Origin of the sequence: Pseudomonas donghuensis (assembly GCF_000259195.1) — a bacterium.
GTDB lineage: Bacteria > Pseudomonadota > Gammaproteobacteria > Pseudomonadales > Pseudomonadaceae > Aquipseudomonas > Aquipseudomonas donghuensis.
This window is the reverse complement of the sequence record NZ_JH650759.1, coordinates 27,546-50,991: the sequence shown is the minus strand read 5'-3', so window position 1 is coordinate 50,991 and position 23,446 is coordinate 27,546. Positions and strand designations below refer to the sequence as shown.

The 23,446-nt window shown below is 62.2% G+C and carries 21 protein-coding genes and 1 riboswitch; of the genes, 13 read left to right on the top strand and 8 right to left on the bottom strand.

Annotated features, from left to right (window positions below):
- Positions 1-54: 54 nt before the first annotated feature.
- Positions 55-2,052 (bottom strand): transketolase, encoded by a 1,998-nt coding sequence (gene tkt / locus UW3_RS0106670; RefSeq protein WP_010221527.1) that lies wholly within the window; start codon positions 2,050-2,052, stop codon positions 55-57.
- Positions 2,053-2,311: 259 nt separating this feature from the next.
- Between tkt and UW3_RS0106665 the strand changes: the two genes are divergently transcribed.
- The 4 genes from UW3_RS0106665 to UW3_RS0106650 all read left to right on the top strand — a co-directional run bounded on the left by UW3_RS0106665 (position 2,312) and on the right by UW3_RS0106650 (position 6,832).
- Complete coding sequence (locus UW3_RS0106665) at positions 2,312-3,313, top strand: ArsR/SmtB family transcription factor (RefSeq protein ID WP_026001214.1); 1,002 nt, start codon at positions 2,312-2,314, stop codon at positions 3,311-3,313.
- 12 nt (positions 3,314-3,325) lie between these two features.
- Positions 3,326-4,516 (top strand): methionine adenosyltransferase, encoded by a 1,191-nt coding sequence (gene metK, locus UW3_RS0106660; RefSeq protein WP_010221525.1) that lies wholly within the window; start codon positions 3,326-3,328, stop codon positions 4,514-4,516.
- A gap of 181 nt (positions 4,517-4,697) precedes the next feature.
- Positions 4,698-6,377 carry an NAD-dependent DNA ligase LigB gene (gene ligB, locus UW3_RS0106655; RefSeq protein WP_010221524.1) on the top strand — a complete coding sequence of 560 codons (1,680 nt, stop codon included), beginning with the start codon at positions 4,698-4,700 and terminating at the stop codon, positions 6,375-6,377.
- A gap of 59 nt (positions 6,378-6,436) precedes the next feature.
- Entirely contained in the window at positions 6,437-6,832 is a 396-nt protein-coding gene (locus UW3_RS0106650; RefSeq protein ID WP_010221523.1) for a DUF1090 domain-containing protein, read from the top strand.
- Positions 6,833-6,913: 81 nt separating this feature from the next.
- Here the strand turns inward: UW3_RS0106650 and UW3_RS0106645 are convergent, their stop codons facing one another.
- Entirely contained in the window at positions 6,914-7,360 is a 447-nt protein-coding gene (locus UW3_RS0106645; protein ID WP_010221522.1) for a c-type cytochrome, read from the bottom strand.
- Between the two features lie 130 nt (positions 7,361-7,490).
- Between UW3_RS0106645 and mltA the strand changes: the two genes are divergently transcribed.
- Positions 7,491-8,642 carry a murein transglycosylase A gene (gene mltA, locus UW3_RS0106640; protein ID WP_010221521.1) on the top strand — a complete coding sequence of 384 codons (1,152 nt, stop codon included), beginning with the start codon at positions 7,491-7,493 and terminating at the stop codon, positions 8,640-8,642.
- Between the two features lie 6 nt (positions 8,643-8,648).
- Here mltA and UW3_RS0106635 read toward each other — a convergent pair whose 3' ends face one another.
- Together UW3_RS0106635 and UW3_RS0106630 are read right to left on the bottom strand one after the other, a co-directional pair.
- A complete protein-coding gene (locus UW3_RS0106635) occupies positions 8,649-9,035 on the bottom strand; it encodes an MAPEG family protein (RefSeq protein WP_010221520.1) in 387 nt (128 codons plus the stop codon).
- A gap of 25 nt (positions 9,036-9,060) precedes the next feature.
- Positions 9,061-9,894: an EamA family transporter gene (locus UW3_RS0106630; protein WP_010221519.1), complete on the bottom strand. Its 834-nt coding sequence runs from the start codon at positions 9,892-9,894 to the stop codon at positions 9,061-9,063.
- A gap of 200 nt (positions 9,895-10,094) precedes the next feature.
- On the opposite strand from UW3_RS0106630, the gene UW3_RS0106625 reads away from it, so the two are divergent.
- Positions 10,095-11,330 (top strand): cation:proton antiporter, encoded by a 1,236-nt coding sequence (locus UW3_RS0106625; RefSeq protein WP_010221518.1) that lies wholly within the window; start codon positions 10,095-10,097, stop codon positions 11,328-11,330.
- A gap of 66 nt (positions 11,331-11,396) precedes the next feature.
- On the opposite strand, the gene UW3_RS0106620 is transcribed toward UW3_RS0106625, so the two are convergent.
- Entirely contained in the window at positions 11,397-11,795 is a 399-nt protein-coding gene (locus tag UW3_RS0106620; protein ID WP_010221517.1) for an acyl-CoA thioesterase, read from the bottom strand.
- A gap of 336 nt (positions 11,796-12,131) precedes the next feature.
- Here UW3_RS0106620 and UW3_RS0106615 point away from each other — a divergent pair, with 336 nt between their 5' ends.
- The 7 genes from UW3_RS0106615 (at position 12,132) to UW3_RS0106585 (ending at position 19,969) form a co-directional block, all read left to right on the top strand.
- Positions 12,132-12,638, top strand: coding sequence for an inclusion body family protein (locus tag UW3_RS0106615; RefSeq protein WP_010221516.1), 507 nt, complete (start codon positions 12,132-12,134; stop codon positions 12,636-12,638).
- Positions 12,639-12,721: 83 nt separating this feature from the next.
- Positions 12,722-13,231, top strand: coding sequence for an AidA/PixA family protein (locus UW3_RS0106610; protein ID WP_010221515.1), 510 nt, complete (start codon positions 12,722-12,724; stop codon positions 13,229-13,231).
- 99 nt (positions 13,232-13,330) lie between these two features.
- A riboswitch (S-adenosyl-L-homocysteine riboswitch) is annotated at positions 13,331-13,435 on the top strand.
- 21 nt (positions 13,436-13,456) lie between these two features.
- Complete coding sequence (ahcY, locus tag UW3_RS0106605) at positions 13,457-14,866, top strand: adenosylhomocysteinase (protein WP_010221514.1); 1,410 nt, start codon at positions 13,457-13,459, stop codon at positions 14,864-14,866.
- A 93-nt stretch (positions 14,867-14,959) separates the two neighbouring features.
- Positions 14,960-15,805 (top strand): methylenetetrahydrofolate reductase [NAD(P)H], encoded by an 846-nt coding sequence (gene metF, locus UW3_RS0106600; protein ID WP_010221513.1) that lies wholly within the window; start codon positions 14,960-14,962, stop codon positions 15,803-15,805.
- 110 nt (positions 15,806-15,915) lie between these two features.
- Positions 15,916-16,998, top strand: a complete 1,083-nt coding sequence (locus UW3_RS0106595) for a hypothetical protein (RefSeq protein ID WP_010221512.1) — start codon at positions 15,916-15,918, stop codon at positions 16,996-16,998.
- A gap of 65 nt (positions 16,999-17,063) precedes the next feature.
- Complete coding sequence (locus tag UW3_RS0106590) at positions 17,064-17,849, top strand: substrate-binding periplasmic protein (RefSeq protein WP_010221511.1); 786 nt, start codon at positions 17,064-17,066, stop codon at positions 17,847-17,849.
- 221 nt (positions 17,850-18,070) lie between these two features.
- The gene (locus UW3_RS0106585; protein ID WP_010221510.1) at positions 18,071-19,969 is read left to right on the top strand and encodes an RNA helicase RhlE2; all 1,899 of its coding nucleotides are present in this window, start codon (positions 18,071-18,073) and stop codon (positions 19,967-19,969) included.
- 64 nt (positions 19,970-20,033) lie between these two features.
- Here UW3_RS0106585 and UW3_RS0106580 read toward each other — a convergent pair whose 3' ends face one another.
- From UW3_RS0106580 to UW3_RS0106570, 3 genes are all read right to left on the bottom strand, one after another.
- Entirely contained in the window at positions 20,034-20,612 is a 579-nt protein-coding gene (locus UW3_RS0106580; RefSeq protein WP_026001213.1) for a YceI family protein, read from the bottom strand.
- A gap of 33 nt (positions 20,613-20,645) precedes the next feature.
- Complete coding sequence (locus UW3_RS0106575; protein WP_010221508.1) at positions 20,646-21,197, bottom strand: cytochrome b; 552 nt, start codon at positions 21,195-21,197, stop codon at positions 20,646-20,648.
- Positions 21,198-21,460: 263 nt separating this feature from the next.
- Positions 21,461-23,317: a flavin monoamine oxidase family protein gene (locus UW3_RS0106570; RefSeq protein ID WP_010221507.1), complete on the bottom strand. Its 1,857-nt coding sequence runs from the start codon at positions 23,315-23,317 to the stop codon at positions 21,461-21,463.
- Positions 23,318-23,446: the final 129 nt, after the last annotated feature.

Genomic DNA, 23,446 nt, shown 5'->3' with positions numbered 1-23,446 from the left:
TGGGAGCTGGCTTGCCAGCGATGAAGCCGACGCCAGTCCCACAGGGAAACGGGATCAGTCTTCCAGCAGCTCTTCAGCAGTACCCAGGATGTTTTCCAGGGTGAAACCGAACTCTTCGAACAGCGCCGACGCAGGAGCCGACTCGCCGTAGGTGGTCATGCCGATGACGCGGCCTTCGAGGCCGACGTACTTGTACCAGAAGTCGGCATGGGCCGCTTCGATGGCGATACGCGCGCCGACTTCCAGTGGCAGCACCGACTGTTTGTAGCCAGCATCCTGAGCGTCGAACACACTGGTCGATGGCATGGATACCACGCGGACCTTGCGGCCTTGTTCGGTCAGCTTGTCGAACGCCTGAACCGCCAGGCCGACTTCGGAACCGGTGGCGATCAGGATCAGCTCAGGCTCGCCGGCGCAGTCTTTGAGGACGTAGCCGCCGCGGCTGATGTTGGCGACCTGCTCAGCGTCACGCGCCTGGTGCTGCAGGTTCTGACGCGAGAAGATCAGCGCCGATGGGCCGTCTTTGCGCTCCAGGGCGACCTTCCAGGAGACTGCCGACTCGACGGCATCGGCTGGGCGCCAGGTGTCCAGGTTCGGCGTGCTGCGCAGGCTGGTCAGTTGCTCGATCGGCTGGTGGGTCGGGCCGTCTTCGCCCAGACCGATGGAGTCGTGGGTGTAGACGTGGATGACCCGCTGCTTCATCAGCGCCGACATGCGCACCGCGTTGCGGGCGTATTCCATGAACATCAGGAAGGTCGCGCCGTAAGGCACCAGGCCGCCGTGCAGGGCGACACCGTTCATGATCGCGGTCATGCCGAACTCACGCACGCCGTAGAACATGTAGTTGCCGCTGGCGTCTTCGGCGCTGACACCTTTGCAGCCTTTCCACAGGGTCAGGTTGGAACCGGCCAGGTCGGCCGAACCGCCCAGCAGTTCAGGCAGCAGCGGGCCGAAGGCGTTCAGGGCGTTCTGGCTGGCTTTACGGCTGGCAATGGTCTCGCCCTTGGCCGCGACTTCGGCGATGTAGGCTGCAGCCTTCTCCGCGAAGTCAGCCGGCAGGTCACCGCTCAGGCGACGCACCAGTTCATTAGCAAGCTCTGGGTGAGCGGCAGAGTAGGCAGCGAAACGCTGGTCCCATTCGGCTTCAACGGCCTTGCCGGCTTCCTTGGCGTCCCACTCGGCGTAGATGTCAGCCGGGATTTCGAACGGTGCGTGATTCCAGTTCAGCGCCTTGCGCGCCAGGGCGATTTCGTCGTTGCCCAGCGGGGCACCGTGGCAATCTTCCTTGCCCTGCTTGTTCGGCGAGCCGAAACCGATGATGGTCTTGCAGCAGATCAGGGTCGGCTGCTCGCTCTTGCGCGCGGTGTCGATGGCGGTGCGGATCTCGTCGGCGTCATGGCCGTCGACATTGCGGATCACCTGCCAGTTGTAGGCTTCGAAACGCTTCGGGGTGTCATCGGTGAACCAGCCCTCGACTTCGCCGTCGATGGAGATGCCGTTGTCATCGTAGAAGGCGATCAGCTTGCCCAGGCCCAGGGTACCGGCCAGGGAAGCGACTTCGTGGGAAATGCCTTCCATCATGCAACCATCACCCAGGAACACATAGGTGTGGTGGTCGACAATGTTGTGGTCCTTGCGGTTGAACTGACCGGCCAGGACTTTTTCCGCCAGGGCGAAACCAACGGCATTGGCCAGGCCCTGGCCCAGTGGGCCGGTGGTGGTCTCGACGCCCGGGGTGTAACCGAACTCCGGGTGGCCCGGGGTACGGCTGTGCAGTTGACGGAAGCTCTTCAGGTCGTCGATCGACAGGTCGTAGCCGGTCAGGTGCAGCAGCGAGTAGATCAGCATCGAACCGTGGCCGTTGGACAGCACGAAGCGGTCACGGTCAGCGAAGTTCGGGTTGGTCGGGTTGTGCTTCAGGTAGTCACGCCACAGAACCTCGGCGATATCCGCCATGCCCATAGGGGCACCGGGGTGGCCGCTGTTGGCCTTTTGCACGGCATCCATGCTGAGGGCACGAATGGCGTTGGCACGCTCACGACGGCTGGGCATCGCTTATCTCCTGGGTGTTGAATTAGTTACGAAACGAAAAAAGGCGGCCATTTTCGCCCAGGCACGTGCCCGGGGGCAATGACGGATGGTCGATGCAGCGTGATTTTCCTGTGATTGAGAGAAGAATCAGGCGTTAGACCGGGCAAACAGCCGGATCGGTCGCACAGCCTGCGACGAATTGCCCCGCTTATCGCGCAATATCAAAACTTTTTGATATTGGCCTTGCGACGTTATCGCTGCCTGACTAGACTGCCGCACCATGAACCTACCCGTGCCGTCGATCCGCCAAGAGCAAAGCGACGCGCTGGCTGCCCTGTGCAAAGCCGGCGGCGACCCATTGCGCCTGAATGTATTGCGCGCACTGGCCAGCGACTCGTTCGGTGTGCTGGAGCTGGCGCAGATCTTCGCCATTGGTCAATCGGGCATGAGCCACCACCTCAAGGTGCTGGCCCAGGCCGGCCTGGTGGCGACCCGTCGCGAAGGCAATGCAATCTTCTACCGTCGCGCCCTGCCCGACGGCCCGAGCCTCGGCGGCAAGCTGCATGCAGCGTTGCTCGAAGAGGTGGACGGGCTGGGCCTGGCCGATGAAGTCCAGGCCCGTATCGCCCAGGTGCAACAACGCCGGGCCGCCACCAGCCAGGACTTTTTCCTGCGTGTCGAAGAGAAGTTTCGTGCCCAGCAGGACCTGATCGCCGGCTTGCCGCAATACCGCGAAAGCCTGCTGGCCCTGCTCGACAAACTCAGCTTCGAAACCGACGCCGATGCCCTCGAAGTAGGGCCCGGCGACGGCGAATTTCTTCCCGAGCTGGCCCGGCGCTTCACCCGGGTCACCGCTCTGGACAACAGCCCGACCATGCTCGACCTGGCCCGCCGGGTCTGCGAGCGCGAAGGTCTGGCTAATGTGAACCTGCAGTTGGCCGATGCACTCAGTGCAACGGATGTGGAAGCCGACTGCGTAGTGCTGAATATGGTCCTGCACCATTTCAGCGCCCCGGCCGAAGCCCTGCGGCAGCTGGCCAACCGCGTGAAACCAGGCGGAAGCCTGTTGGTAACAGAGTTGTGTAGCCACGACCAGAGCTGGGCCAGAGAGGCCTGTGGCGATATCTGGCTGGGCTTCGAGCAGGACGACCTGGCCCGTTGGGCCAGCGCTGCGGGACTGGCGCCCGGGGACAGCCTCTATGTGGGCTTACGTAATGGTTTCCAGATTCAGGTCCGCCATTTTCAGCGACCGGCTGGCGACATCACCATCGGTAAATTTTAGGAACCCGTCGAGATGAGCGAATACTCCCTTTTCACCTCCGAGTCCGTGTCTGAAGGGCATCCGGACAAAATCGCCGACCAGATTTCGGATGCGGTGCTGGACGCCATCATCACCCAGGACAAGTTCGCCCGCGTGGCTTGCGAAACCCTGGTGAAAACCGGTGTGGCAATCATCGCTGGCGAAGTCACCACCTCGGCCTGGGTCGATCTGGAAGACATCGTTCGCAAAGTCATCGTCGACATCGGCTACAACAGCTCCGACGTCGGCTTCGACGGCGCGACTTGCGCGGTCATGAACATCATCGGCAAGCAGTCGGTAGACATCGCCCAGGGCGTTGACCGCAGCAAGCCTGAAGACCAGGGCGCCGGCGACCAGGGCCTGATGTTCGGCTACGCCAGCAACGAAACCGACGTGCTGATGCCAGCACCGATCTGCTTCTCGCACCGTCTGGTCGAGCGCCAGGCCGAAGCACGCAAGTCCGGCCTGCTGCCGTGGCTGCGCCCGGATGCCAAGTCGCAGGTTACCTGCCGTTACGAAGGCGGCAAGGTAGTCGGTATCGACGCCGTTGTACTGTCGACCCAGCACAACCCTGAAGTGTCGCAAAAAGACCTGCAGGAAGCGGTGATGGAGCTGATCGTCAAGCACACCCTGCCGGCCGAACTGCTGCACAAAGGCACCCAGTTCCATATCAACCCGACCGGCCAGTTCATCATCGGCGGCCCGGTGGGTGACTGCGGTCTGACCGGCCGCAAGATCATCGTCGACAGCTATGGCGGCATGGCCCGTCACGGCGGTGGTGCGTTCTCCGGCAAGGACCCGTCCAAGGTTGACCGTTCCGCGGCTTACGCCGGTCGCTACGTGGCCAAGAACATTGTCGCCGCCGGCCTGGCCGAGCGTTGCGAGATCCAGGTTTCCTACGCCATTGGTGTCGCTCAGCCGACTTCGATCTCGCTGAACACCTTCGGCACCGGCAAGATCTCCGACGACAAGATCGTCCAGCTGGTGCGCGAGTGCTTCGACCTGCGCCCGTACGCGATCACCACCATGCTCGACCTGCTGCACCCGATGTACCAGGAAACCGCTGCCTACGGTCACTTCGGCCGTATCCCGCAGCAGAAGACCGTCGGCGACGACACCTTCACCACCTTCACCTGGGAACGCACCGACCGCGTCGACGCCCTGCGCGCCGCTGCCGGCCTGTAAGGGCTGAAGCCACAAGCCGCAAGATACAAGCTGCAAGCAAAAGCCCCGACCGGGTAACTGGTCGGGGCTTTTTCCATTGGCTGCAGTACTTCTCGACACATGACCTGACAGTTGAACACCCTCAAGGCGAACAATCTTTCCTAGGCTTGGTATTCCACCCCACCGAGCAAGGATGCTCGCCATGCTGCACACGTCCCTGCTGTCCCTTCTGCTCTTCTTCTGGCTGCTCCCGGCACACGCGCAGACTTGCCCCGACTGGCCGACGGTCCAGGCCCGGGCTGAAATCCGCCAGCTCCAGCTGACGCTTGCCGACTGGGACGATCACTATCACCGTCAGGGTGTCTCACTGGTCGCCGACGAACTCTACGACCAGAGCCGTACGCGCCTGAGCCATCTGCAAAGCTGCTTCCCCTTGCCGGCCAAGGCGCCGGGCAACCCGCTGAAAACCGCCGTCGGCCCCCTGCGCCACCCGATTGCCCATACCGGCCTGGGCAAGCTGGCCGACGAGGCGGCAGTCAAAGCCTGGCTGCATGGCAAGCAAGACCTGTGGATTCAGCCCAAGGTCGACGGCGTGGCTGCCACCCTGGTCTATCGCGGCGGCAAGCTGGTGCAACTGATCAGCCGTGGCGACGGCGTTCATGGTCACGACTGGAGCCGCCACATCCCGGCCCTGGGCGGGCTCAACCAGCAGTTGCCCGAGCCGCTCGACCTTGTGCTTCAGGGCGAACTGTTCTGGCGCCTGGACGGCCATGTGCAAGCCAATGCCGGCAGCCTCAACGCCCGCGGCAATGTCGCCGGCTTGCTGGCACGCAAACGCATCAGCGCCGAACAGGGCGCGGTGGTCGGGTTGTTCGTCTGGGCCTGGCCGCAGGGACCGGCCGATCAGCGCGCGCGGCTCAAGGGTTTGAGCACATTGGGCTTTGAACATAGCGAGCGTTACAGCGAACCCTTGAGCACCTTTGCCGAGGCTGCCAGGTGGCGTGAGTATTGGTACCGCAGCCCGCTGCCGTTCGCCAGCGACGGCGTTGTGCTGCGTCAGGGCAATCGTCCGGACGGCACGCGCTGGCAAGCACGCGACCCTTACTGGATAACCGCCTGGAAGTACCCTTTTGCCCAGGCCCTGGCTGAAGTCCGTGGTGTGCAGTTCAACATTGGCCGCACCGGGCGCATCACGCCGGTGCTGCAGATCAAGCCGGTGCAACTGGATGACCGGCAGATCCGTCAGGTCAGCCTCGGCTCCTTTCAGCGCTGGCAGCAGCTGGACATCCGCCCCGGTGATCAAGTGGCCATCAGCCTGGCCGGGCTGACCATCCCGCGCCTGGACGAGGTCGTACTCCGCAGCGTTCAACGTATGAACATCGCGGTCCCGGACCCTGCCCACTACCACCTGCTCAGTTGCTGGCAAGCGAGCGATGGCTGCCGCGGCCAGTTCATCGCCCGGCTCAACTGGCTCAGCGGCAAGCAAGGCCTGAACATGCCGGGGCTGGGCCCGGGTACCTGGGAGAAACTGATCGACAGCGGTCATGTTCGCGGCCTGGGCGACTGGCTGGACCTCCAGGACCAAGACCTGCAATCGGTACCCGGACTAGGTGAGCGCAGCCGCCAGCAGTTGCTGCACGCCTTCGACCAGGCTCGCCAGCAACCCTTCGCGCGCTGGCTCAGCGCTTTGGGCGTTCCAGCCGCAACGCCTTTGGCAGCGGATACCACTTGGGTAGACCTGCTCCAGCGCGACGCCGGGCAATGGCTGAGCGAACCGGGTGTTGGCCAAGGTCGCAGTGCTCAATTGCTGGCATTTTTCAGCTCACCCGAGGTGCAGATAGTGGCCGAACAATTGCGCAGACACACAATCGAGGGTTTCTAATTTTCCCGGATCAGGGCAGCATCACGGATTCTGCCAAGCCCGCGACAACGGAGCCCCCAATGAAACTGCTTTCCCCGCTTGCCCTGTTCACTGCCTGCTCACTCCTGGCCGCGCCCCTGCTGGCCACTGAAGAACAGCCAGGCCTGACCGGTTGCGCAGCCAAGAAGCAAGCCATCAGCGAGCAGATCGAGCAGGCTCGCGCCCATGGCAACAGTGATCAGCAAGCCGGCCTGGAAAAGGCCCTCAGCGAAGTGACCGAGCACTGCACCGACGCCGGTCTGCGCAAGGAGCGCGAGCAGAAAGTCCTCGACGCCCGCCATGAAGTGAACCAGCGCACCAAGGACCTGGACAAGGCCATGAAAAAAGGCGATGCCGAGAAGATCAACAAGCGCAAGGACAAGCTGGCCGAGTCCAAGCAGGAGCTGCAGCAAGCCCTGGATGAGTTGGAGAAGTAACAGCAGGCGGGAACATTGGGGCTGTTACGCAGCCCATCGTTGGCAAAGCCAGCGATGGGGCGCCTTGCGCCCCCTGATCAGTCAGTGATTACGAAACTCGGTATGACAGGCTTTGCATGCCGCCTCGACCTTGTTCATCGGCACCGTCAGCGCTGCCGCCTTGAGCGGCTGGGTACGGGTCGCCGCCACCAGCTCGGCGGTGGTGGCCTCCATCTGCCGGGCCAGGTCCTGGAAGCGCGCCTGCTTCTCCCAGACATCGGCGCGGGCGCTGCTATCATCCTCCTCACGAACCTGCGGGAAGTGCTTCCACGGTTCACGAGACAGGTTATCGAGCTTGACCGCGCCATCGGCGAACTTCTGCCCATCGAAGGCCAGGCGCCCACGCAACATGCCACCCAGATCTTCGCTGGTCTTGAGCATTTGCTTGAAGATCGTCTTGCGCTGGCCCAGCGGCGAGTTCGGGTCGACCCCGCCACAGGCACTCAGGGTCACACACGCCAGCAATACAACAGAAAGTCGCTTGAGCATCTTGATCACTTCGGCTCACGGAAAAAGGCGGCCAGTATCCTCGCCTCACCGGCAAAGACCAATACCCTTATTAAAACTACGGTTTGCAAAACAGGCGGCAAGCCCCGCAAACCGCCGAGGAACCCCGTTGATGAAACTTCCTTTGCGCCACTTTGGCTGGACCCTGTCAGTACTGGCCCTGCTGGCCGGCTGCAACGGCAGCGAGCCGGAAAAAACCCAACCTCATCCACTGGCCAGCTATGTTGGCGCCACCTGGAAGGACCTGCCGCAGGTCAGCGACAGCGACCTGGTGGCCGGTTTCGAATCCTGGCGCAGTGCCTGCGAGCGACTCAAGCGCGATGCCGTCTGGGCCAACACCTGCACGGCAGCGGCAGCCGTTCCATCCAGCCCGGTTGAAGTACGCAGCTTTCTTCAGGCGCAGCTGGACGTCTACAGCATGCGTTCAGCCGACAACAACGCCAATGGCCTGATCACCGGATATTACGAACCGGTGTACCCCGGCAGCCTGACCCAGACCGCCAGCGCCAACGTGCCGGTCTATGGCGTGCCGGACGACATGATCGTGGTCGCCCTGGACAGCGTGTATCCCGAGCTCAAGGGCAAGCGCCTGCGTGGCCGCCTTGATGGCCGGGTGCTGAAGCCTTACGACACCGCTGAAACCATCAATGCCCAGGGCGTCAAAGCGCAGGTTCTGGCCTGGCTGACAGATCCGATGGACCTGCAGTTCCTGCAGATCCAGGGCTCGGGCCGCATTCAGCTGGAGAGCGGCCGCCAGCTGCGCATCGGCTATGCCGACCAGAACGGCCACCCTTATCGCCCGATCGGCCGCTGGCTGGTGGAACAGGGGCAATTGAAGAAAGAAGAAGTGACCATGGGCAGCATCCACGCCTGGGCCCAGAGCAACCCGACGCGGGTACCGGAACTGTTGGCGAGCAACCCCAGTTATGTGTTCTTCAGCACTCGCCCGGACAGCAATGAGGGCCCGCGCGGTTCGCTCAACGTACCGCTGACCGCCGGCTACAGTGTGGCCATCGATCGCAAGGTGATTCCGCTGGGCAGCCTGCTGTGGCTCTCCACCACCCGCCCTGACGGTGCTCCGGTGGTTCGCCCGGTCGCGGCCCAGGACACTGGCGGGGCAATCACCGGCGAGGTGCGCGCCGACCTGTTCTGGGGCACCGGCAGTGAAGCCGGCAAACTGGCCGGCGACATGAAGCAGCAGGGCCAGATCTGGTTGCTGTGGCCCAAGGGCGCAGCGTTGCCGGCCGTGCCCCAGGTGCCGTGACGCGGCTTAGATCGAGACGAAGAAGAACGACGCTACCAGGCCCAGGCCGACGAACCATACCAGCGAGCGCAGGGCGGCCCAGTCGGCCAGGTAGCAGATGATGTAGAGCAGGCGGCTGGTGATGTAGAGCACCGCCAGAACATCCTGGGTCACCTGCTCGGCATTGCCGACGATGTCGGCGATGATTACCGCGGCGGCAAACGCCGGGAAGGCTTCGAAGCTGTTCAATTGCGCCGCGTAGGCTCGACGCGGGAAGCCCTCGAGCTTGTCGAGGAAAGCCCGCGGGTCGTGGTTCTGCCGCAGGCTGAAGCGACCGCTGCCAACCTTGGCGATGCTGGTACAGAGAATGGGGAGGAACAACGCGATCAGTACACACCAGAAGGCAACGGTCATGGCCAAGTCCTTGTCAGTAAAAATATCAGAGCTTCATGATCAGCATGCCGATCAGCACCAGCGCACAGGCTAAGAGCCTCGGCCTGCCAAAAGGTTCTTTGAGGTAGCGCATGCCCAACAGCACCACCAGGATCACGCTGACCTCGCGCAGCGCTGCCGCCTCGGCCACCGAGCCCAACTGCATGGCCCAGAGCACCAGGGCATAGCTCAACAGCACGCAAAAGCCTACCGCCAGCCCCAAGCGCCACTGCAGTCGCCAGAACAGCATGAACGGTGCGCGTCGGGCCACCCCTGCCAGCAACGGAAACGGCCAGGCGCTGACCAGGGTCAGCCATACAAGATAGTCCAGCGGCTGTGACCACAGGCGGATCGCCTGGCCATCGAACCAGGTGTAGCAACCGATACACAAGCCAATCGAGGCCACCACCGGCAGCATCGACCAGGGTAACCGATCACCGCCACCGCCTTGCCAGAGCAGACAGAGCATGCCGCAGGGGATCAGCAAAATGCCGATGATCTGCTGGCTGCTCAGGGACTCGCCGGCAAACGTCAGGGTCAGCGCCAGCACCACCAGCGGCGACATGCCGCGCATCAACGGATAGACCAGCCCCAGGTCACCGACCCGGTAAGCTTGAATCAGCAGGAAACGATAGAAGAGCTCGAACAGCGCCGACGCCAGCATCCACGGCCAGACGTCAGCCGGCGGCACCTGGACGAACGCCACCATGGCAAGCGCAAACACCAGTGCCACCACGTCCATGCTGGCAATCACCAACAGGCGTTCGCCGCTGAACTTGATCAGGGTGTTCCAGGTCGCGTGCAGCAGCGCCGCGACCAGTACCAGTGAAGTGGCTAACACGCAAAGGTCCTTGGCCAGGCAGGTGAGGTCATCAATGGCCAGCCGCTATATAACCACTTCAGCACAGGGCGCTGGAAACGAAATTGAACGAACGTGGTCAACGGATCCAGTCAAAAGTGTGTCCCGAAGCCCTCGGCAGGTCATCAAAGAAATGCCCGAGGCTATCGGGTGTCGACTTGGAAGCCACTACAGGACCTAGGATGCTTGAGCTCGTTGCTGCGTTTATCTGTTTGACCACCCTCCTCACCTATGTGAACTACCGCTTCATCGGCCTGCCCCCGACCATCGGCGTCATGGTCACTGCCTTGCTGTTCTCCCTACTGTTGCAAGGCCTGAGCGTTATCGGCTATCCCGGCCTGGAAGAACGCGTGCAAGGCTTGATGAACCAGATCGATTTCAACGATCTGCTGATGCACTGGATGCTGTCGTTCCTGCTGTTCGCCGGCGCCTTGCACGTGAACCTGGCCGACCTGCGCAGCTACCGCTGGCCAATCGGCCTGCTGGCGACCGTCGGCGTGCTGATCGCCACCGTGGTCATCGGTTTTCTTGCCCACTGGATTTTCGCCCTGTTCGGCTGGCACGTGAGCTTGCTCTACTGCCTGCTGTTCGGCGCGCTGATCTCGCCAACCGACCCGATCGCGGTACTCGGCGCGCTGCGTACCGCCAACGCCTCCAAGCCGCTGAAGACCACCATCGTCGGTGAGTCGCTGTTTAACGACGGCACCGCCGTTGTCGTGTTCACCGTGCTGCTGGGCATCGCCCAGCTTGGCGAAACACCCACGGTGGCTGACACCGCGATCCTGTTCGCCCGCGAAGCCATTGGCGGCGTGGTGTTCGGCGGCCTGGTCGGCTACATCACCTACCGCATGATCAAGAGCATCGAGCAGTACCAGGTCGAGGTCATGCTGACCCTGGCGCTGGTCATCGGCGGCTCGGCCATGGCCTATGAACTGCACGTTTCAGCGCCGATCGCCATGGTGGTGGCGGGCCTGATCATCGGTAACCTGGGCCGCAACCTGGCGATGAACGACATGACCCGTCGCTACCTGGATGGCTTCTGGGAACTGATCGACGACATGCTCAATGCCCTGCTGTTTGCCCTGATCGGCCTGGAGCTGTTGTTGCTGCCGTTCTCCTGGATGCACCTGGCGGCCGCCGGCGTGCTGGCGGTGGCGATCCTGCTGTCGCGCCTGCTGACCGTGGCCCCGGCCATCCTGATGCTGCGCCGCTGGCGCAGCGTTCCGCGCGGCACCGTGCGGGTACTGACCTGGGGTGGCTTGCGTGGTGGTGTGTCGGTGGCCCTGGCGCTGTCGCTGCCATCGGGTGCCGAGCGTGACCTGCTGTTGAGCATCACCTACATCGTGGTGCTGTCGTCGATCCTGTTGCAGGGCCTGACGATCGGGCGGGTGGTGCGCGGGGTTACCGAGCAGCCTTGAGACCGCTATCGCTGGCAAGCCAGCTCCCACAGGGATATGTGGGAGCCGGCTTGCCGGCGATGCCTTTCATTCCACCGCGGTATCGAACTGATCCTTGATGTACTTGATCTCGGTGCGCCCATGCGGCGCCGGCAGGCCGTCTTCACCCAGATTGACGAAGACCATGCGGTCGACCGTGAGGATGCTCTTGCGGGTGATCTTGTTGCGCACTTCGCACTTGAGGGTGATCGAGGTGCGACCGAATTCAGTGGCGGTGATGCCCAGCTCGATGATGTCGCCCTGACGCGAGGCGCTGACGAAGTTGATCTCCGAGATGTACTTGGTCACCACGCGCTGGTTGCCCAGCTGAACGATCGCATAGATCGCCGCCTCTTCATCGATCCAGCGCAGCAGGCTGCCGCCGAACAGGGTGCCGTTGGGGTTGAGGTCTTCGGGTTTTACCCATTTGCGGGTGTGGAAATTCATCGCTACTCCTGACCTTGGCCTCTGAAAAGTCGAGCGCCAAAGGGCAATACAGCCCTCCGGCCCTTGTTCTACATGGTAGTCCCATTCAGGTGGAGTCGACCATTACGACCATTGGTCAGTAGCCATGGAAATTTCACCGGGCGCACTTTGACACCCCGCTCTATGCATCTAGCCTGAGCATGTGATCCACAGATCACTCCAGGTAGTCGGACAACCGGAACTTGGCATACGGCGCGGCAGAACCGGCATCGCAGGAAGCGAAGCTCCGGGCAGTGCCAGTGGAGAGCAACTGAGGCTCACCATTGACCTACTCGAACTGTGAAAAGGAATCCACTCATGTCCCGAGTCATTGATGTCAGCATCAACTTCGACACCGAAACCATCCTCAAGAAATTCCCCAATCCGAGCAAGGACCCGAACAGGCCCACGTTCATCCCGCCGGAACATATCTACATGGTCACCTACCAGGACAACGTCATCGCCGGCCAGGCCGGCGGCGAGTTGCACCTCAGGGGCCGCGTAGGCGATGTAGTTCGCTGGCGCGAGCAAAGCATTTCATTTGGCTTCGAGCAGTCCGTAATCCTTTATGCGTTCGTCTGCGACGACCCGAAGCACCAACTGCTGGAAGACCCTCGTCCCCTGCGCGCCAAAGTGCAAACGGCTGTGCCTAACGCGAACAATAAGTCTGTTCCGACCTGCCAGATCAACGACAACTACTACTGGCGCGGCGACCTGCTCGCGCAAGGCAAAGTCACTTACCACTTCAAGTTCATGATCGTCGATCGTGATTGCAAGTGCTGTGGCTACTTCGAATGGGATCCGTTCATCACCATCACCAACTGATCCAGTACATGTGCCATCGGCCTGCGGGCCGGTGGCACATGTCAAAACCCTCCCCCAATTGGTGCTCATGGAAGGAGCTCATCATGGCTACGGAGAAACCTGAACACGTTGTGCTTATCGTCGATACCAAGGGCCTGCTCGACTCTCTCGAACCGCTGCCCATTGACCCCGACTCACCCGCCGATCTCGACCCCCGCCACCTGTGCATCCTGCACGCCCGCCCGGAGACGGATGCCCTCCTGCTTGTCGATGCTCCACGGCTGACCATCGAGGCTGGGAAAACGCTGCTGCTGCGCATGGTGCCGGTGGCGCTGCTCGGCGAAGAAATACTCTTCAGCCACAGCCCTGCCAGCACGCCCCCGCTGGCAATCGAGCTGATCGAGCAGCACAACGTGCATCTGGCGCTTCCCGAAGCGTCCACCCCGCTGCAACCATCGAGCCGTGAGGTCGACGATTATCACTGGCAACTGCGCAGCGACCAGCCTGGCAAGTTCAAGCTTACCTGGCAGGTCATGCTACTGGCCCAGGACTGCGAGCCGCTGGCTTACCTGCGCCTGCACCTGGATCTGCTGGTCACGATGCCGACCGGCTGAGCCGTTGATTTGTCTTTAGCGCTTGGGAAGCTCGAAAAGCCCGGCTATAATCGCCCGGCATTATTCGACGGTGGCTACATTGGCCACCGTTCCCGCCACCTGTCCGAGGGGCGCTGCAGCAGGTTCAACCTGTCAGGCTCGGATGGGGCGTTGTCCCGCCAGGCCTGCCTGCGGACACTAAACGCACAACGGCGCCCATTCGCACATTACGAATGGAGGCTCTCAATGAGCGCTGTAAACACGCCTGCTGGTTTTACCGATTACAAAGTCGCCGATATCTCCCTGGCTGCCTGGGGCCGTCGCGAGACCATCATTGCTGAATCGGAAATGCCTGCGCTGATGGGCCTGCGCCGCAAGTACCTGCAAGAGCAACCGCTCAAGGGTGCGAAAATCCTCGGCTGCATCCACATGACCATTCAGACCGCCGTGCTGATCGAAACCCTGGTTGCCCTGGGTGCCGAAGTACGCTGGTCGTCCTGCAACATCTTCTCGACTCAAGACCAGGCCGCTGCCTCCATCGCGGCTGCCGGCATCCCAGTTTTCGCCTGGAAAGGCGAGACCGAGGAAGAGTACGAGTGGTGCCTGGAGCAAACCATCCTCAAGGATGGCCAGCCATGGGACGCCAACATGATCCTCGACGATGGCGGCGACCTCACCGAGCTGCTGCACAAGAAGTATCCGGCTGTGCTGGAGCGCGTCCACGGCGTCACCGAAGAGACCACCACCGGTGTGCACCGCCTGCTCGACATGCTGGCCAAGGGTGAGCTGAAAGTCCCGGCGATCAACGTCAACGACTCGGTCACCAAGAGCAAGAACGACAACAAGTACGGCTGCCGTCACAGCCTCAACGACGCCATCAAGCGCGGCACCGACCACCTGCTGTCGGGCAAGCAGGCGCTGGTCATCGGCTACGGTGACGTCGGCAAGGGCTCGGCCCAGTCGCTGCGTCAGGAAGGCATGATCGTCAAGGTGTCGGAAGTCGACCCGATCTGCGCCATGCAAGCCTGCATGGACGGTTTCGAGCTGGTCTCGCCGTTCATCGACGGTATCAACAACGGTACCGAAGCGAGCATCGACAAGGCGCTGCTGGGCAAGATCGACCTGATCGTGACCACCACCGGTAACGTCAACGTCTGCGATGCCAACATGCTCAAGGCCCTGAAGAAGCGCGCCGTGGTCTGCAACATCGGCCACTTCGACAATGAAATCGATACCGCTTTCATGCGCAAGAACTGGGCTTGGGAAGAAGTCAAACCACAGGTACACAAGGTCCACCGTACCGGCCATGGCGACTTCGACCCACAGAACGACGACTACCTGATCCTGCTGGCCGAAGGCCGCCTGGTGAACCTGGGCAACGCCACCGGTCACCCGAGCCGGATCATGGACGGCTCGTTCGCCAACCAGGTCCTGGCTCAGATCTTCCTGTTCCAGCAGAAGTACGCCGACCTGCCAGCCGCTCAGAAAGCCGAGCGCCTGACCGTTGAAGTCCTGCCGAAGAAGCTCGACGAAGAAGTGGCCCTGGAAATGGTCCGCGGCTTCGGCGGCGTGGTGACCCAACTGACCAAGCAGCAGGCCGACTACATCGGCGTTACTGTTGAAGGGCCGTTCAAGCCACACGCCTATCGCTACTGAAAGTTGGTAGCTGCAAGCTACAAGCTGCAAGCGGTTCGCGCCGCTTCTGCTTATAGCTTGCGGCTTGTAGCTTGCCGCTGAAGAGAATCTTCTATGTCTCAGGAACGTCGTTACAGCTTCGAGTTCTTCCCGACCAAGACCGATGCTGGACATGAAAAACTGCTTGCCACTGCCCGCCAGCTGGCCAGCTACAACCCGGATTTCTTCTCCTGCACCTACGGTGCCGGTGGCTCGACCCGCGACCGCACGCTCAACACCGTGCTGCAGCTGGAAAGCGAAGTGAAAGTCCCGGCGGCCCCGCACCTGTCGTGCGTCGGCGACAGCAAGGATGACCTGCGCTCGCTGCTGATCCAGTACAAGGCAGCTGGCATCCAGCGCATCGTTGCCCTACGCGGCGACTTGCCATCAGGCATGGGCATGGCCAGCGGCGAGTTGCGCTACGCCAACGAACTGGTCGAGTTCATCCGCCAGGAAAGCGGCGATCACTTTCACATCGAAATCGCCGCCTACCCGGAGATGCATCCGCAGGCGCGCAACTTCGAAGATGACCTGAAAAACTTCGTACGCAAGGCCAACGCCGGCGCCAACAGCGCCATCACCCAGTACTTCTTCAACGCCGACAGCTATTTCTACTTCGTCGAGCGTGTGCAGCAGATGGGGGTGGATATCCCTGTAGTACCGGGGATCATGCCGATCACCAACTACAGCAAGCTGGCGCGTTTCTCCGACGCCTGCGGCGCCGAGATCCCACGCTGGATCCGCAAGCAGCTGGAAGCTTACGGCGACGACGTGAAGAGCATCCAGGCCTTTGGCGAAGAAGTCATCACCCGTATGTGCGAACAACTGCTGCAAGGCGGCGCACCTGGGCTGCACTTCTATACCCTGAACCAGGCCGATCCGAGCCTGGCGATCTGGAACAACCTCAAGTTGCCCCGCTGATCGGCTCGCTACACCACAGGTAACAATTGCGTCAAAATATTGATAAGGCCTTTAGCTTACGCTAAGGGCCTTTTCTGCATTCTTACCCCCTGACGGATTCTCGTGCCTTCATGCGCCAAGGACTTACCCCTGCTCGACCGCAACTTGTTTACCTGGTCTTCGGGCCACACACCTATCATCAGGAAGCCCAGTTCAGCATCGTCAGCGCCCTGGCCAACCTGCGCAAGACTCCCGGGCAAGCCCTTGATATCCAGGTCTACAGCGACAACCCCGAGCCCTACCTGCATCTGCCGGTAAGCGTACATCCACTCGACGCGGCCACCCGCGAAGCCTGGAACCAGCCCTACGGTTATCACTTTCGCAGCAAGCATGTGGTGCTGCGTAAGGTGCTGGCCAGTGCGCCCATGGCAGTGCTGATCGATACCGACACGTTTTTCCATCAGTCGCCCATCGAACTGTTCCACCGGGTCAAGCCAGGCACCTTGCTGTGCAACGCCATCGGCGGCACCTATGGCAGTGACCCGCAGTGCCTGCTGTTTCAGACCCTGGCACCGATGCTCGAGGAGCGCGGCCTGGCCGACCGGAACATGCCACTGCTGAACTCCGGGGTCATTGGCCTGGTGCAGGAAGATGCACCGTTGCTCGACCGCTCCATCGCCTTGATGGACGAGTACTACCCCCACGCCAAGGGGGCTTACACCCTGGAAGAGTTCTGCCTGACTGTCGCGGCCTACCGGCAGATGCAGGTCAACCAGTGCACCGACCTGATCCATCACTACTGGAGCCGCAAGCAGCTGTTCCGGGCCAAGGTCCAGGCCTGGCTGGCCAAGCACCAGCATGCCCCTCTGACTGAAGCGGCGCTGGCCGATGTCTACCGCGTCAACGCCCAGCTGCCCAAGCCGCCCACCCTGCAGCGGCTGGGCTACAAGGCCTTGAGCCTGACCTTGCCGGCCGAACAGCGCCAGTTCATGCGCGAGCTGCTCAACGGCTGCTACGACTACCCCAACGAGTTCGACCGCGCCTGCGCCTCGGCTTGGTGGGACAAGGCCCTGGACAACGCCAAGGCCCGGCATCCGCAGCCGCTCTGCCCCGCGACCCTGCAGCAATGGTTCGAGCATCCCGGCATGCGCCTGTCCCTGGGCCGCAAGCACCGCACCGTGCGTGATTTGCTGTTAAAGCGATCACAGCGCTGACAACCCGGCTGGATCGACGTGCACGGCTACTAGCCATAGCCGTGCGCACGTCGTAATCTCCAGCCATGCCCGATTTCACCCGTCTGTTGACCGCGCTGTTTCTCACTTGCCTGAGTGCCTTTGCCCATGGCGAGAAGCTACGTATCGTCACCGAACCCTGGGCTCCCTATGTCTACCTTGAAGACGGTCAGGCCAAAGGCATCGACTACGAGGTGACCGCCGAAGTATTCAAACGCCTGGGCGTCGAGGTGGAATGGCAATTCCTGCCGTGGAAACGCTGCCTGGCCATGATCGAACAAGGTCTGGCCGATGGTGTGCTGGACATCTTCCAGACCGAACAGCGCGACAGCCAGCTGTTCTACCCCAGCGAACCGCTGTCCGACGTCGAATTCACCCTCTTCTACGCCAACGACCGACCGCACAAGGTCAAGCGCCTGGAAGACCTGCGCGGCCTGACGGTAGGGACCTCGCCCGGTTACAGCTACGGAGCGGCGTTTATCGAGTCGCCGCTATTCACCCGCGAACCTGCGCCCACCCATGAGGCCAACTTCGGCAAGCTGCAGCGCGGGCGCATCGACCTGCTGATCACTGACCGTCGAGTAGGCCGCTACCTGGTGCGCAACCTGGGCCTGGAGCAGCAGATCAGCGAACTGCCGCTGGTGATCAGCCGCCAGAGCCAGTACCTGGCGGTGCGCCGCAATGTCGGCATGGACCTGCTGGCCCAGCGCTTTGCCGCCGAGCTGCGGCGCTTCAAGCGCGAACCGGCCTATGCTGCACTGCACGCCCGTTACGCCAGTGCCGGGGAAAACTTTCAACCCGCCGTTGAGCAGCAGGAACACAGCACGCGCTGAATGCTCTGTTATACTCGGGCCTTCCCGCCAGGCTTACGCCCGGACGCTCGGCCTTGCAAAAGGCATCCCGACCGGCAGGACAGCGCGGCCAAGAGCCCGCCCGCCGCCCCGGATGCGCATTGAAGGCCCTGCAGGACCGGACGCGATAGCATCACCTGATGCCCGTCGCGCCAGGCAAGATTATCCCATCGGGCTCAGCCCCCATTAGAACAGGATTACTCATGTCCTTTGCTTCCCTCGGTCTCTCCGAGGCTCTAGTCCGCGCCATCGAGGCAGCGGGCTACACCCAGCCCACTCCGGTGCAACAGCGGGCCATTCCCGCCGTGTTGCAAGGCCGCGACCTGATGGTTGCCGCCCAGACAGGTACTGGTAAAACCGGCGGCTTCGCCCTGCCGATCCTTGAGCGCCTGTTCCCAGGCGGTCACCCGGACAAATCCCAGCGTCATGGCCCACGCCAGCCGCGGGTACTGGTGCTGACCCCGACGCGCGAACTGGCCGCCCAGGTTCACGACAGCTTCAAGGTCTACGCCCGCGACCTCAAATTCGTCAGCGCCTGCATCTTTGGTGGCGTCGGCATGAACCCCCAGGTTCAGGCCATGGCCAAGGGCGTTGATGTGCTGGTAGCCTGCCCGGGGCGCTTGCTCGACCTGGCCGGCCAGGGCAGCGTTGACCTGTCCCACGTCGAAACCCTGGTGCTGGACGAAGCCGACCGCATGCTCGACATGGGCTTCATCCACGATGTGAAAAAGGTCCTCGCCCGTTTGCCGGCCAAGCGCCAGAACCTGCTGTTCTCGGCGACCTTCTCCAAGGACATCACTGACCTTGCCGACAAGCTGCTGCACAATCCGGAACGCATTGAAGTCACGCCGCCGAACACTACCGTCGAGCGTATCGAACAACGCGTCTACCGCCTGCCGGCCAGCCACAAGCGTGCCTTGCTGGCGCACCTGATCACTACCGGCGCCTGGGAACAGGTACTGGTGTTCACCCGTACCAAGCATGGCGCCAACCGCCTGGCCGAGTACCTGGAAAAGCACGGCCTGACCGCCGCCGCGATCCACGGCAACAAGAGCCAGAACGCCCGCACCAAGGCCCTGGCCGACTTCAAGGCCGGTACCGTGCGCATCATGGTCGCCACCGACATCGCCGCCCGTGGCCTGGACATCGATCAACTGCCGCACGTGGTCAACTTCGAGTTGCCCAATGTCGAAGAAGATTACGTCCACCGCATCGGCCGTACCGGCCGTGCCGGTCGCTCGGGTGAGGCCATTTCGCTGGTCGCTCCGGATGAAGAAAAGCTGCTCAAGAGCATCGAGCGCGTCACCCGCCAGAAAATCCCGGATGGCGACCTGATGGGCTTTGACGCCTCCAAGGTCGAAGCTGAAAAACCCGAAACCCGTGAACGTCCGCAAAACAATCCGCGCACTGGCCGTGGCCAACGTGCCGATGGCAGCAATGCCAACAGTGGCGGTCGCAAGGACAAGGGCAAGGATCAGGGCAAAGACAAAGGCCGCGACAAGGACAAGGAAAAAACTGCGGAGAAATCCGCTGGTGGCCGCCAGGAGCGCAAGCCGCGCGACAACAAGCCGCGTCAGGCCCAGTCGGCTCAGCCAGGTATCCCGCCAGTGCCGGCCAACCGTGATCCGGAAGAATTCCTGGATGACGAAGTCGACAATTTCGGTAACCGCGCCGACTACGTCAGCCCTTACCAGAACAAGGGCAACCAGGGCCGCAACCGTCGCCCGGGTGCACCTGCCCAGGCTGGCACCGGTACGGGTGGCCAGCCACGGGGTGGTCAGCCACGCAGCAACAACGGCCCGCGTAGCGGTGGCAGTGCTTCGGCCAATGGCGAGAAACGCGGTGGTGGTGCCCGTAGTGGTGGTGGCGGCCGTGACGGCCAGGCGCGCCGCGACGGTGGTGGCGGTCGTAACCGTCGTCCAGCCCGCGATGATCAATCGAGCCAGGAACCGGCCGTGCGCAACCCGCGTGAAGGCCAGTCGCAGCCGAAGATCATGCACAAGGAGTCGAAAGTCGATCGCTTCCCGACTGCCGAGCAGCTCGAGCAACTGCCAAGCCGTCCACGTGGCGAGAAACCTGCTTTGCTGACGCGCAACCGCTGATTCAGCGACCGCGCCAACAAAAACGCCGCCCCTAGGGGCGGCGTTTTTGTTCGTTCAGCAGCAATTACTTCTGCTTGACGCCTTCGATCGTGATGTCCAGATCCAGGGTCTGCGATGCAGGGCCTGGGCCTTTGATGCCGAAGTCGTTCAGGTTCAGCGTGGTCTTGGCGTTGAAACCGGCACGCTCGCCACCCCATGGATCCTTGCCTTCACCGTTGAAAGTAGCCTTGAAGATCACCGGCTTGGTCACACCGTGCAGGGTCAGGTCGCCGGTCACGTCAGCGGTTTTCTCGCCGGTGGGTTTAACGGCGGTGGACACGAACTTGGCCTCTGGGTACTTCTTCACATCGAGGAAGTCTTTGCTGGCGATGTGCTTATCACGCTCGGCGTGGTTGGACCACAGGCTGGCGGTTTTCAGGTCGACTGCGATCTTGCTGGCTTCAGGCTTGGTCGAATCCCAGCTGAAGGAACCATCGAAATCCTTGAAAGTACCGTGGATGAAGCTGTAGCCCAGGTGGCTGATCTTCCAGTCAACGAAGGCGTGCTGGCCTTCCTTGTCGATCTTGTAATCTGCTGCCATGGCTTGGCCGGCGGACAACAGTGCGGTACCGAGCGCCAGAGCGGCAAAAGTCTTTTTCAACATGCGTCTATATCCCTTTGGAGTTGAGGTTGAACATCAAGCTTTGCGGCCCAGCATGCGGATCAGGGTCGCGTCACGGTCAATAAAGTGGTGTTTCAGGGCGGCCAGGCCATGCAGCCCGGCAAAAATCACCAGGCCCCAGGCCAGGTAGAAATGGATTTCGCCGGCGACGTCGGCCTGGTCGGGCAGATTACTGACCAGCGCCGGCACTTCGAACAGGCCGAACACCGGAATGCCAACACCATCGGCGGTAGAAATCAGGTAACCGGCAATCATCACCGCGAACAAACCCAGGTACAGCAGGCCATGGCCGGCAGTGGAGGCCAGGCGAGTCAGTTTGCCGTGGCTGGCCGGAGCCGGCGGGGGCGGACTGACAAAGCGCCAGAGCACACGCAGCAGCATTACCCCAAGCAGCACCAGGCCGATGCTTTTGTGCAGGTCGGGGGCGTCTTTGCGCCAGGTGCTGTAGTAGTCCAGGCCCATCATCCACAGGCCCAGGCCGAACAGGCCGAATACGGCCAGCGCAACACCCCAGTGCAGGAAGATGCTGACAAGGCCATAACGAGAAGATGAATTGCGCAGTTGCATTGCCGTGTTTCCCTGTAAGAACTGTGCTCAAGACTAACGAGTTATTTATCGATTAAAAGCAGAAAAACTTGCTCTGAAATATCGAGAAATATGATCTTTAGTATGAAACGAAGCTATTAAGGAAACATTAACTACGTGGGAAGGGAAGACCCTGAGGGTCTTGGGGCCGTAGCGCGGCCCATCACCGGCAACGCCGGCTCCCACAGGTTCGGCTTGAACAAAACCCTGTGGGAGCCGGTCTTGCCGGCGATGAAGTCAGCGCATTACTGCGCCTTGGCCTGGGTATCGGCCACCGGCTTTTTCACCGGTTCCGCCTTGGCAGCGGCTTTCTTCACTGGCGCAGCCTTGGCTGCAGTCTTTTTCTGCTGTTGCGCTTTGGCCACCGGTTTTTTCGCCGGCGCCTGCTTGGCCGCAGGTTTGGCCGGGGCCGCTTTTACCGGCGCCTTGGCCGGTTCTTCCTTGGCAACCGGTGCTACCGTGGGTGCCGGTGCAGTAGCCGGAGCGGGTGCCGGGGCAACCTCGGCAGGCTTGGCGGATGGCTGCTCGGCAGGCTTGTCAGCACCGCCGAACAGACGCTTGAAGAACCCTGGCTTGCCCTCTTCCTTCTTCACCGGCTCCTCGGCCTTGGCCGACTTGTCGGACGAACCACCAAACAGGTTGCTGAAGAAGTTGCCCTTGCTCGCCGCCGCCGCAGCCGTGCCTGCAGCAGCGGTGGCCGCTACCGCCTTGACCGGTTCGAACGACTTGCCGGCCGCCAGATCCTGGACCTGGCTGGCAGCGCGCTGACCACTGCGCAGGGCGCCTTCGAGGGTGCCCGGGTACATCGCATCGGTGTGCTCGCCCGCAAAGGCAATACGCTGCACCGGACGCTCCCACAGGCGCCAGTACTTGCTGATCTGGCCAGGACCATAGGCCAGGTAGGCGCCACCGGTACCGACGTCGGTGCTGTAACGGCGCACTTCGTAGCCGGTGAAGGCACCGCGGGCCTGCGGGTAGAAGGCGTGCAGGCGGATCAGCACCTGATCGACCATCTGCTTGTCGCCAAAGGCTTGCAGCAGACGCGCGTTGTCACCGGAAAGGTTGATCACCACGTTGGCGCCGCCCTTGAGCGCAGGCTCGATCCAGAGCATGCCCAGGCCGGTGTTGCTGTAGATCTCGCCGGACATCCGCGAGCGGCTCTCCCACACCGGGGTCTTGAACTTGAGCATCAGCTGGTCGCGCCAGCCGTAGTTGGTACCCTTGAGCGCAGCCAGGTGCTTGGCGTCCAGGCCCGGGGTCATCTGGATTTTCGACAGGGCGCGCAGCGGCACGGCCAGCACTACGTAATCGGCCTGGTAACCGACGCTACCGACTTTGACGGTGACGCCGTCCTTGTCCTGGACAATGGCACTGACCGGCGATTGGGTCTTGATGGTCTTCAACTGTTTGACGAAGGCCTGGGCCAGTACCGGGCTGCCGCCTGGCAGGCGGGCCGCGCGCAGGTCACGGTCGCTGACGCCACGGTAGACGCGGGTCTGCTGGGCGAAATAGAGCAGCGACAGGCGCGATGGCTCGTCGTAGCGGGTACGGATTTGCTGATTGATCAACTGGCGTGCGGTGGCCGGCAACTGCAGCTTGTCGAGCCAGCCGGAGACGTTGAGCTGGTCGAGGGCAAACAGGGTGCTGTTGGCCGCCGGGTTCAGCGGATCGTCGATCGAGCGCGCCAGGTCGTCGAGGGTCTTCTCGTAACGCTTGAGCGCCTCGGCGGTGGCCGGCTGCTTGGTGGCCAGGTCGGTCGAGCTGAAATACTCGCCGTCGATCAGGTAACCCGGGGTCCGCACGAACTCCGGTGCCGGCAGGGTACTGAGCTTGAAGGTGTCCAGGTACTGGTTGAGCACCGGCTGGGCCTTGCTGTTGCCGATCCATTCGCTGGTGGCCAGGCCCGAGCGCCCGCCCATGCCGGCCTTGGCTTCCAGCAGGGTCACCTGCCACCCCTTGTTCTGCAACTCATAGGCGGCTGTCAGGCCGGCCAGACCGCCACCGACGACGATTGCCGTCGGGGCCTTGTCCTTGGCCAGCGCAGTGCCGCTGAACAGTCCTATCATTACCAGCGCACACGCGCGCAGCCAACCAGCAGACATTTGGCGAACTCCGGATCAAAGCAGAAGTGTTTGGGGGGATCCCCCCAGAAAGAGTAGCCGAAGGATACGCCACGCCAAGCGCCCCCGCCAGCAACGCCAGCACCCTGATTGCAGCGCACGGGTTGTTCT

Bases quoted from the DNA above. Each gene is read 5' to 3' on its own strand.
- tkt (WP_010221527.1), bottom strand. From the start codon at position 2,052: ATGCCCAGCCGTCGTGAGCGTGCCAACGCCATTCGTGCCCTCAGCATG.
- UW3_RS0106665 (WP_026001214.1), top strand. From the start codon at position 2,312: ATGAACCTACCCGTGCCGTCGATCCGCCAAGAGCAAAGCGACGCGCTG.
- metK (WP_010221525.1), top strand. From the start codon at position 3,326: ATGAGCGAATACTCCCTTTTCACCTCCGAGTCCGTGTCTGAAGGGCAT.
- ligB (WP_010221524.1), top strand. From the start codon at position 4,698: ATGCTGCACACGTCCCTGCTGTCCCTTCTGCTCTTCTTCTGGCTGCTC.
- UW3_RS0106650 (WP_010221523.1), top strand. From the start codon at position 6,437: ATGAAACTGCTTTCCCCGCTTGCCCTGTTCACTGCCTGCTCACTCCTG.
- UW3_RS0106645 (WP_010221522.1), bottom strand. From the start codon at position 7,360: ATGCTCAAGCGACTTTCTGTTGTATTGCTGGCGTGTGTGACCCTGAGT.
- mltA (WP_010221521.1), top strand. From the start codon at position 7,491: ATGAAACTTCCTTTGCGCCACTTTGGCTGGACCCTGTCAGTACTGGCC.
- UW3_RS0106635 (WP_010221520.1), bottom strand. From the start codon at position 9,035: ATGACCGTTGCCTTCTGGTGTGTACTGATCGCGTTGTTCCTCCCCATT.
- UW3_RS0106625 (WP_010221518.1), top strand. From the start codon at position 10,095: ATGCTTGAGCTCGTTGCTGCGTTTATCTGTTTGACCACCCTCCTCACC.
- UW3_RS0106620 (WP_010221517.1), bottom strand. From the start codon at position 11,795: ATGAATTTCCACACCCGCAAATGGGTAAAACCCGAAGACCTCAACCCC.
- UW3_RS0106615 (WP_010221516.1), top strand. From the start codon at position 12,132: ATGTCCCGAGTCATTGATGTCAGCATCAACTTCGACACCGAAACCATC.
- UW3_RS0106610 (WP_010221515.1), top strand. From the start codon at position 12,722: ATGGCTACGGAGAAACCTGAACACGTTGTGCTTATCGTCGATACCAAG.
- ahcY (WP_010221514.1), top strand. From the start codon at position 13,457: ATGAGCGCTGTAAACACGCCTGCTGGTTTTACCGATTACAAAGTCGCC.
- metF (WP_010221513.1), top strand. From the start codon at position 14,960: ATGTCTCAGGAACGTCGTTACAGCTTCGAGTTCTTCCCGACCAAGACC.
- UW3_RS0106595 (WP_010221512.1), top strand. From the start codon at position 15,916: ATGCGCCAAGGACTTACCCCTGCTCGACCGCAACTTGTTTACCTGGTC.
- UW3_RS0106590 (WP_010221511.1), top strand. From the start codon at position 17,064: ATGCCCGATTTCACCCGTCTGTTGACCGCGCTGTTTCTCACTTGCCTG.
- UW3_RS0106585 (WP_010221510.1), top strand. From the start codon at position 18,071: ATGTCCTTTGCTTCCCTCGGTCTCTCCGAGGCTCTAGTCCGCGCCATC.
- UW3_RS0106580 (WP_026001213.1), bottom strand. From the start codon at position 20,612: ATGTTGAAAAAGACTTTTGCCGCTCTGGCGCTCGGTACCGCACTGTTG.
- UW3_RS0106575 (WP_010221508.1), bottom strand. From the start codon at position 21,197: ATGCAACTGCGCAATTCATCTTCTCGTTATGGCCTTGTCAGCATCTTC.
- UW3_RS0106570 (WP_010221507.1), bottom strand. From the start codon at position 23,317: ATGTCTGCTGGTTGGCTGCGCGCGTGTGCGCTGGTAATGATAGGACTG.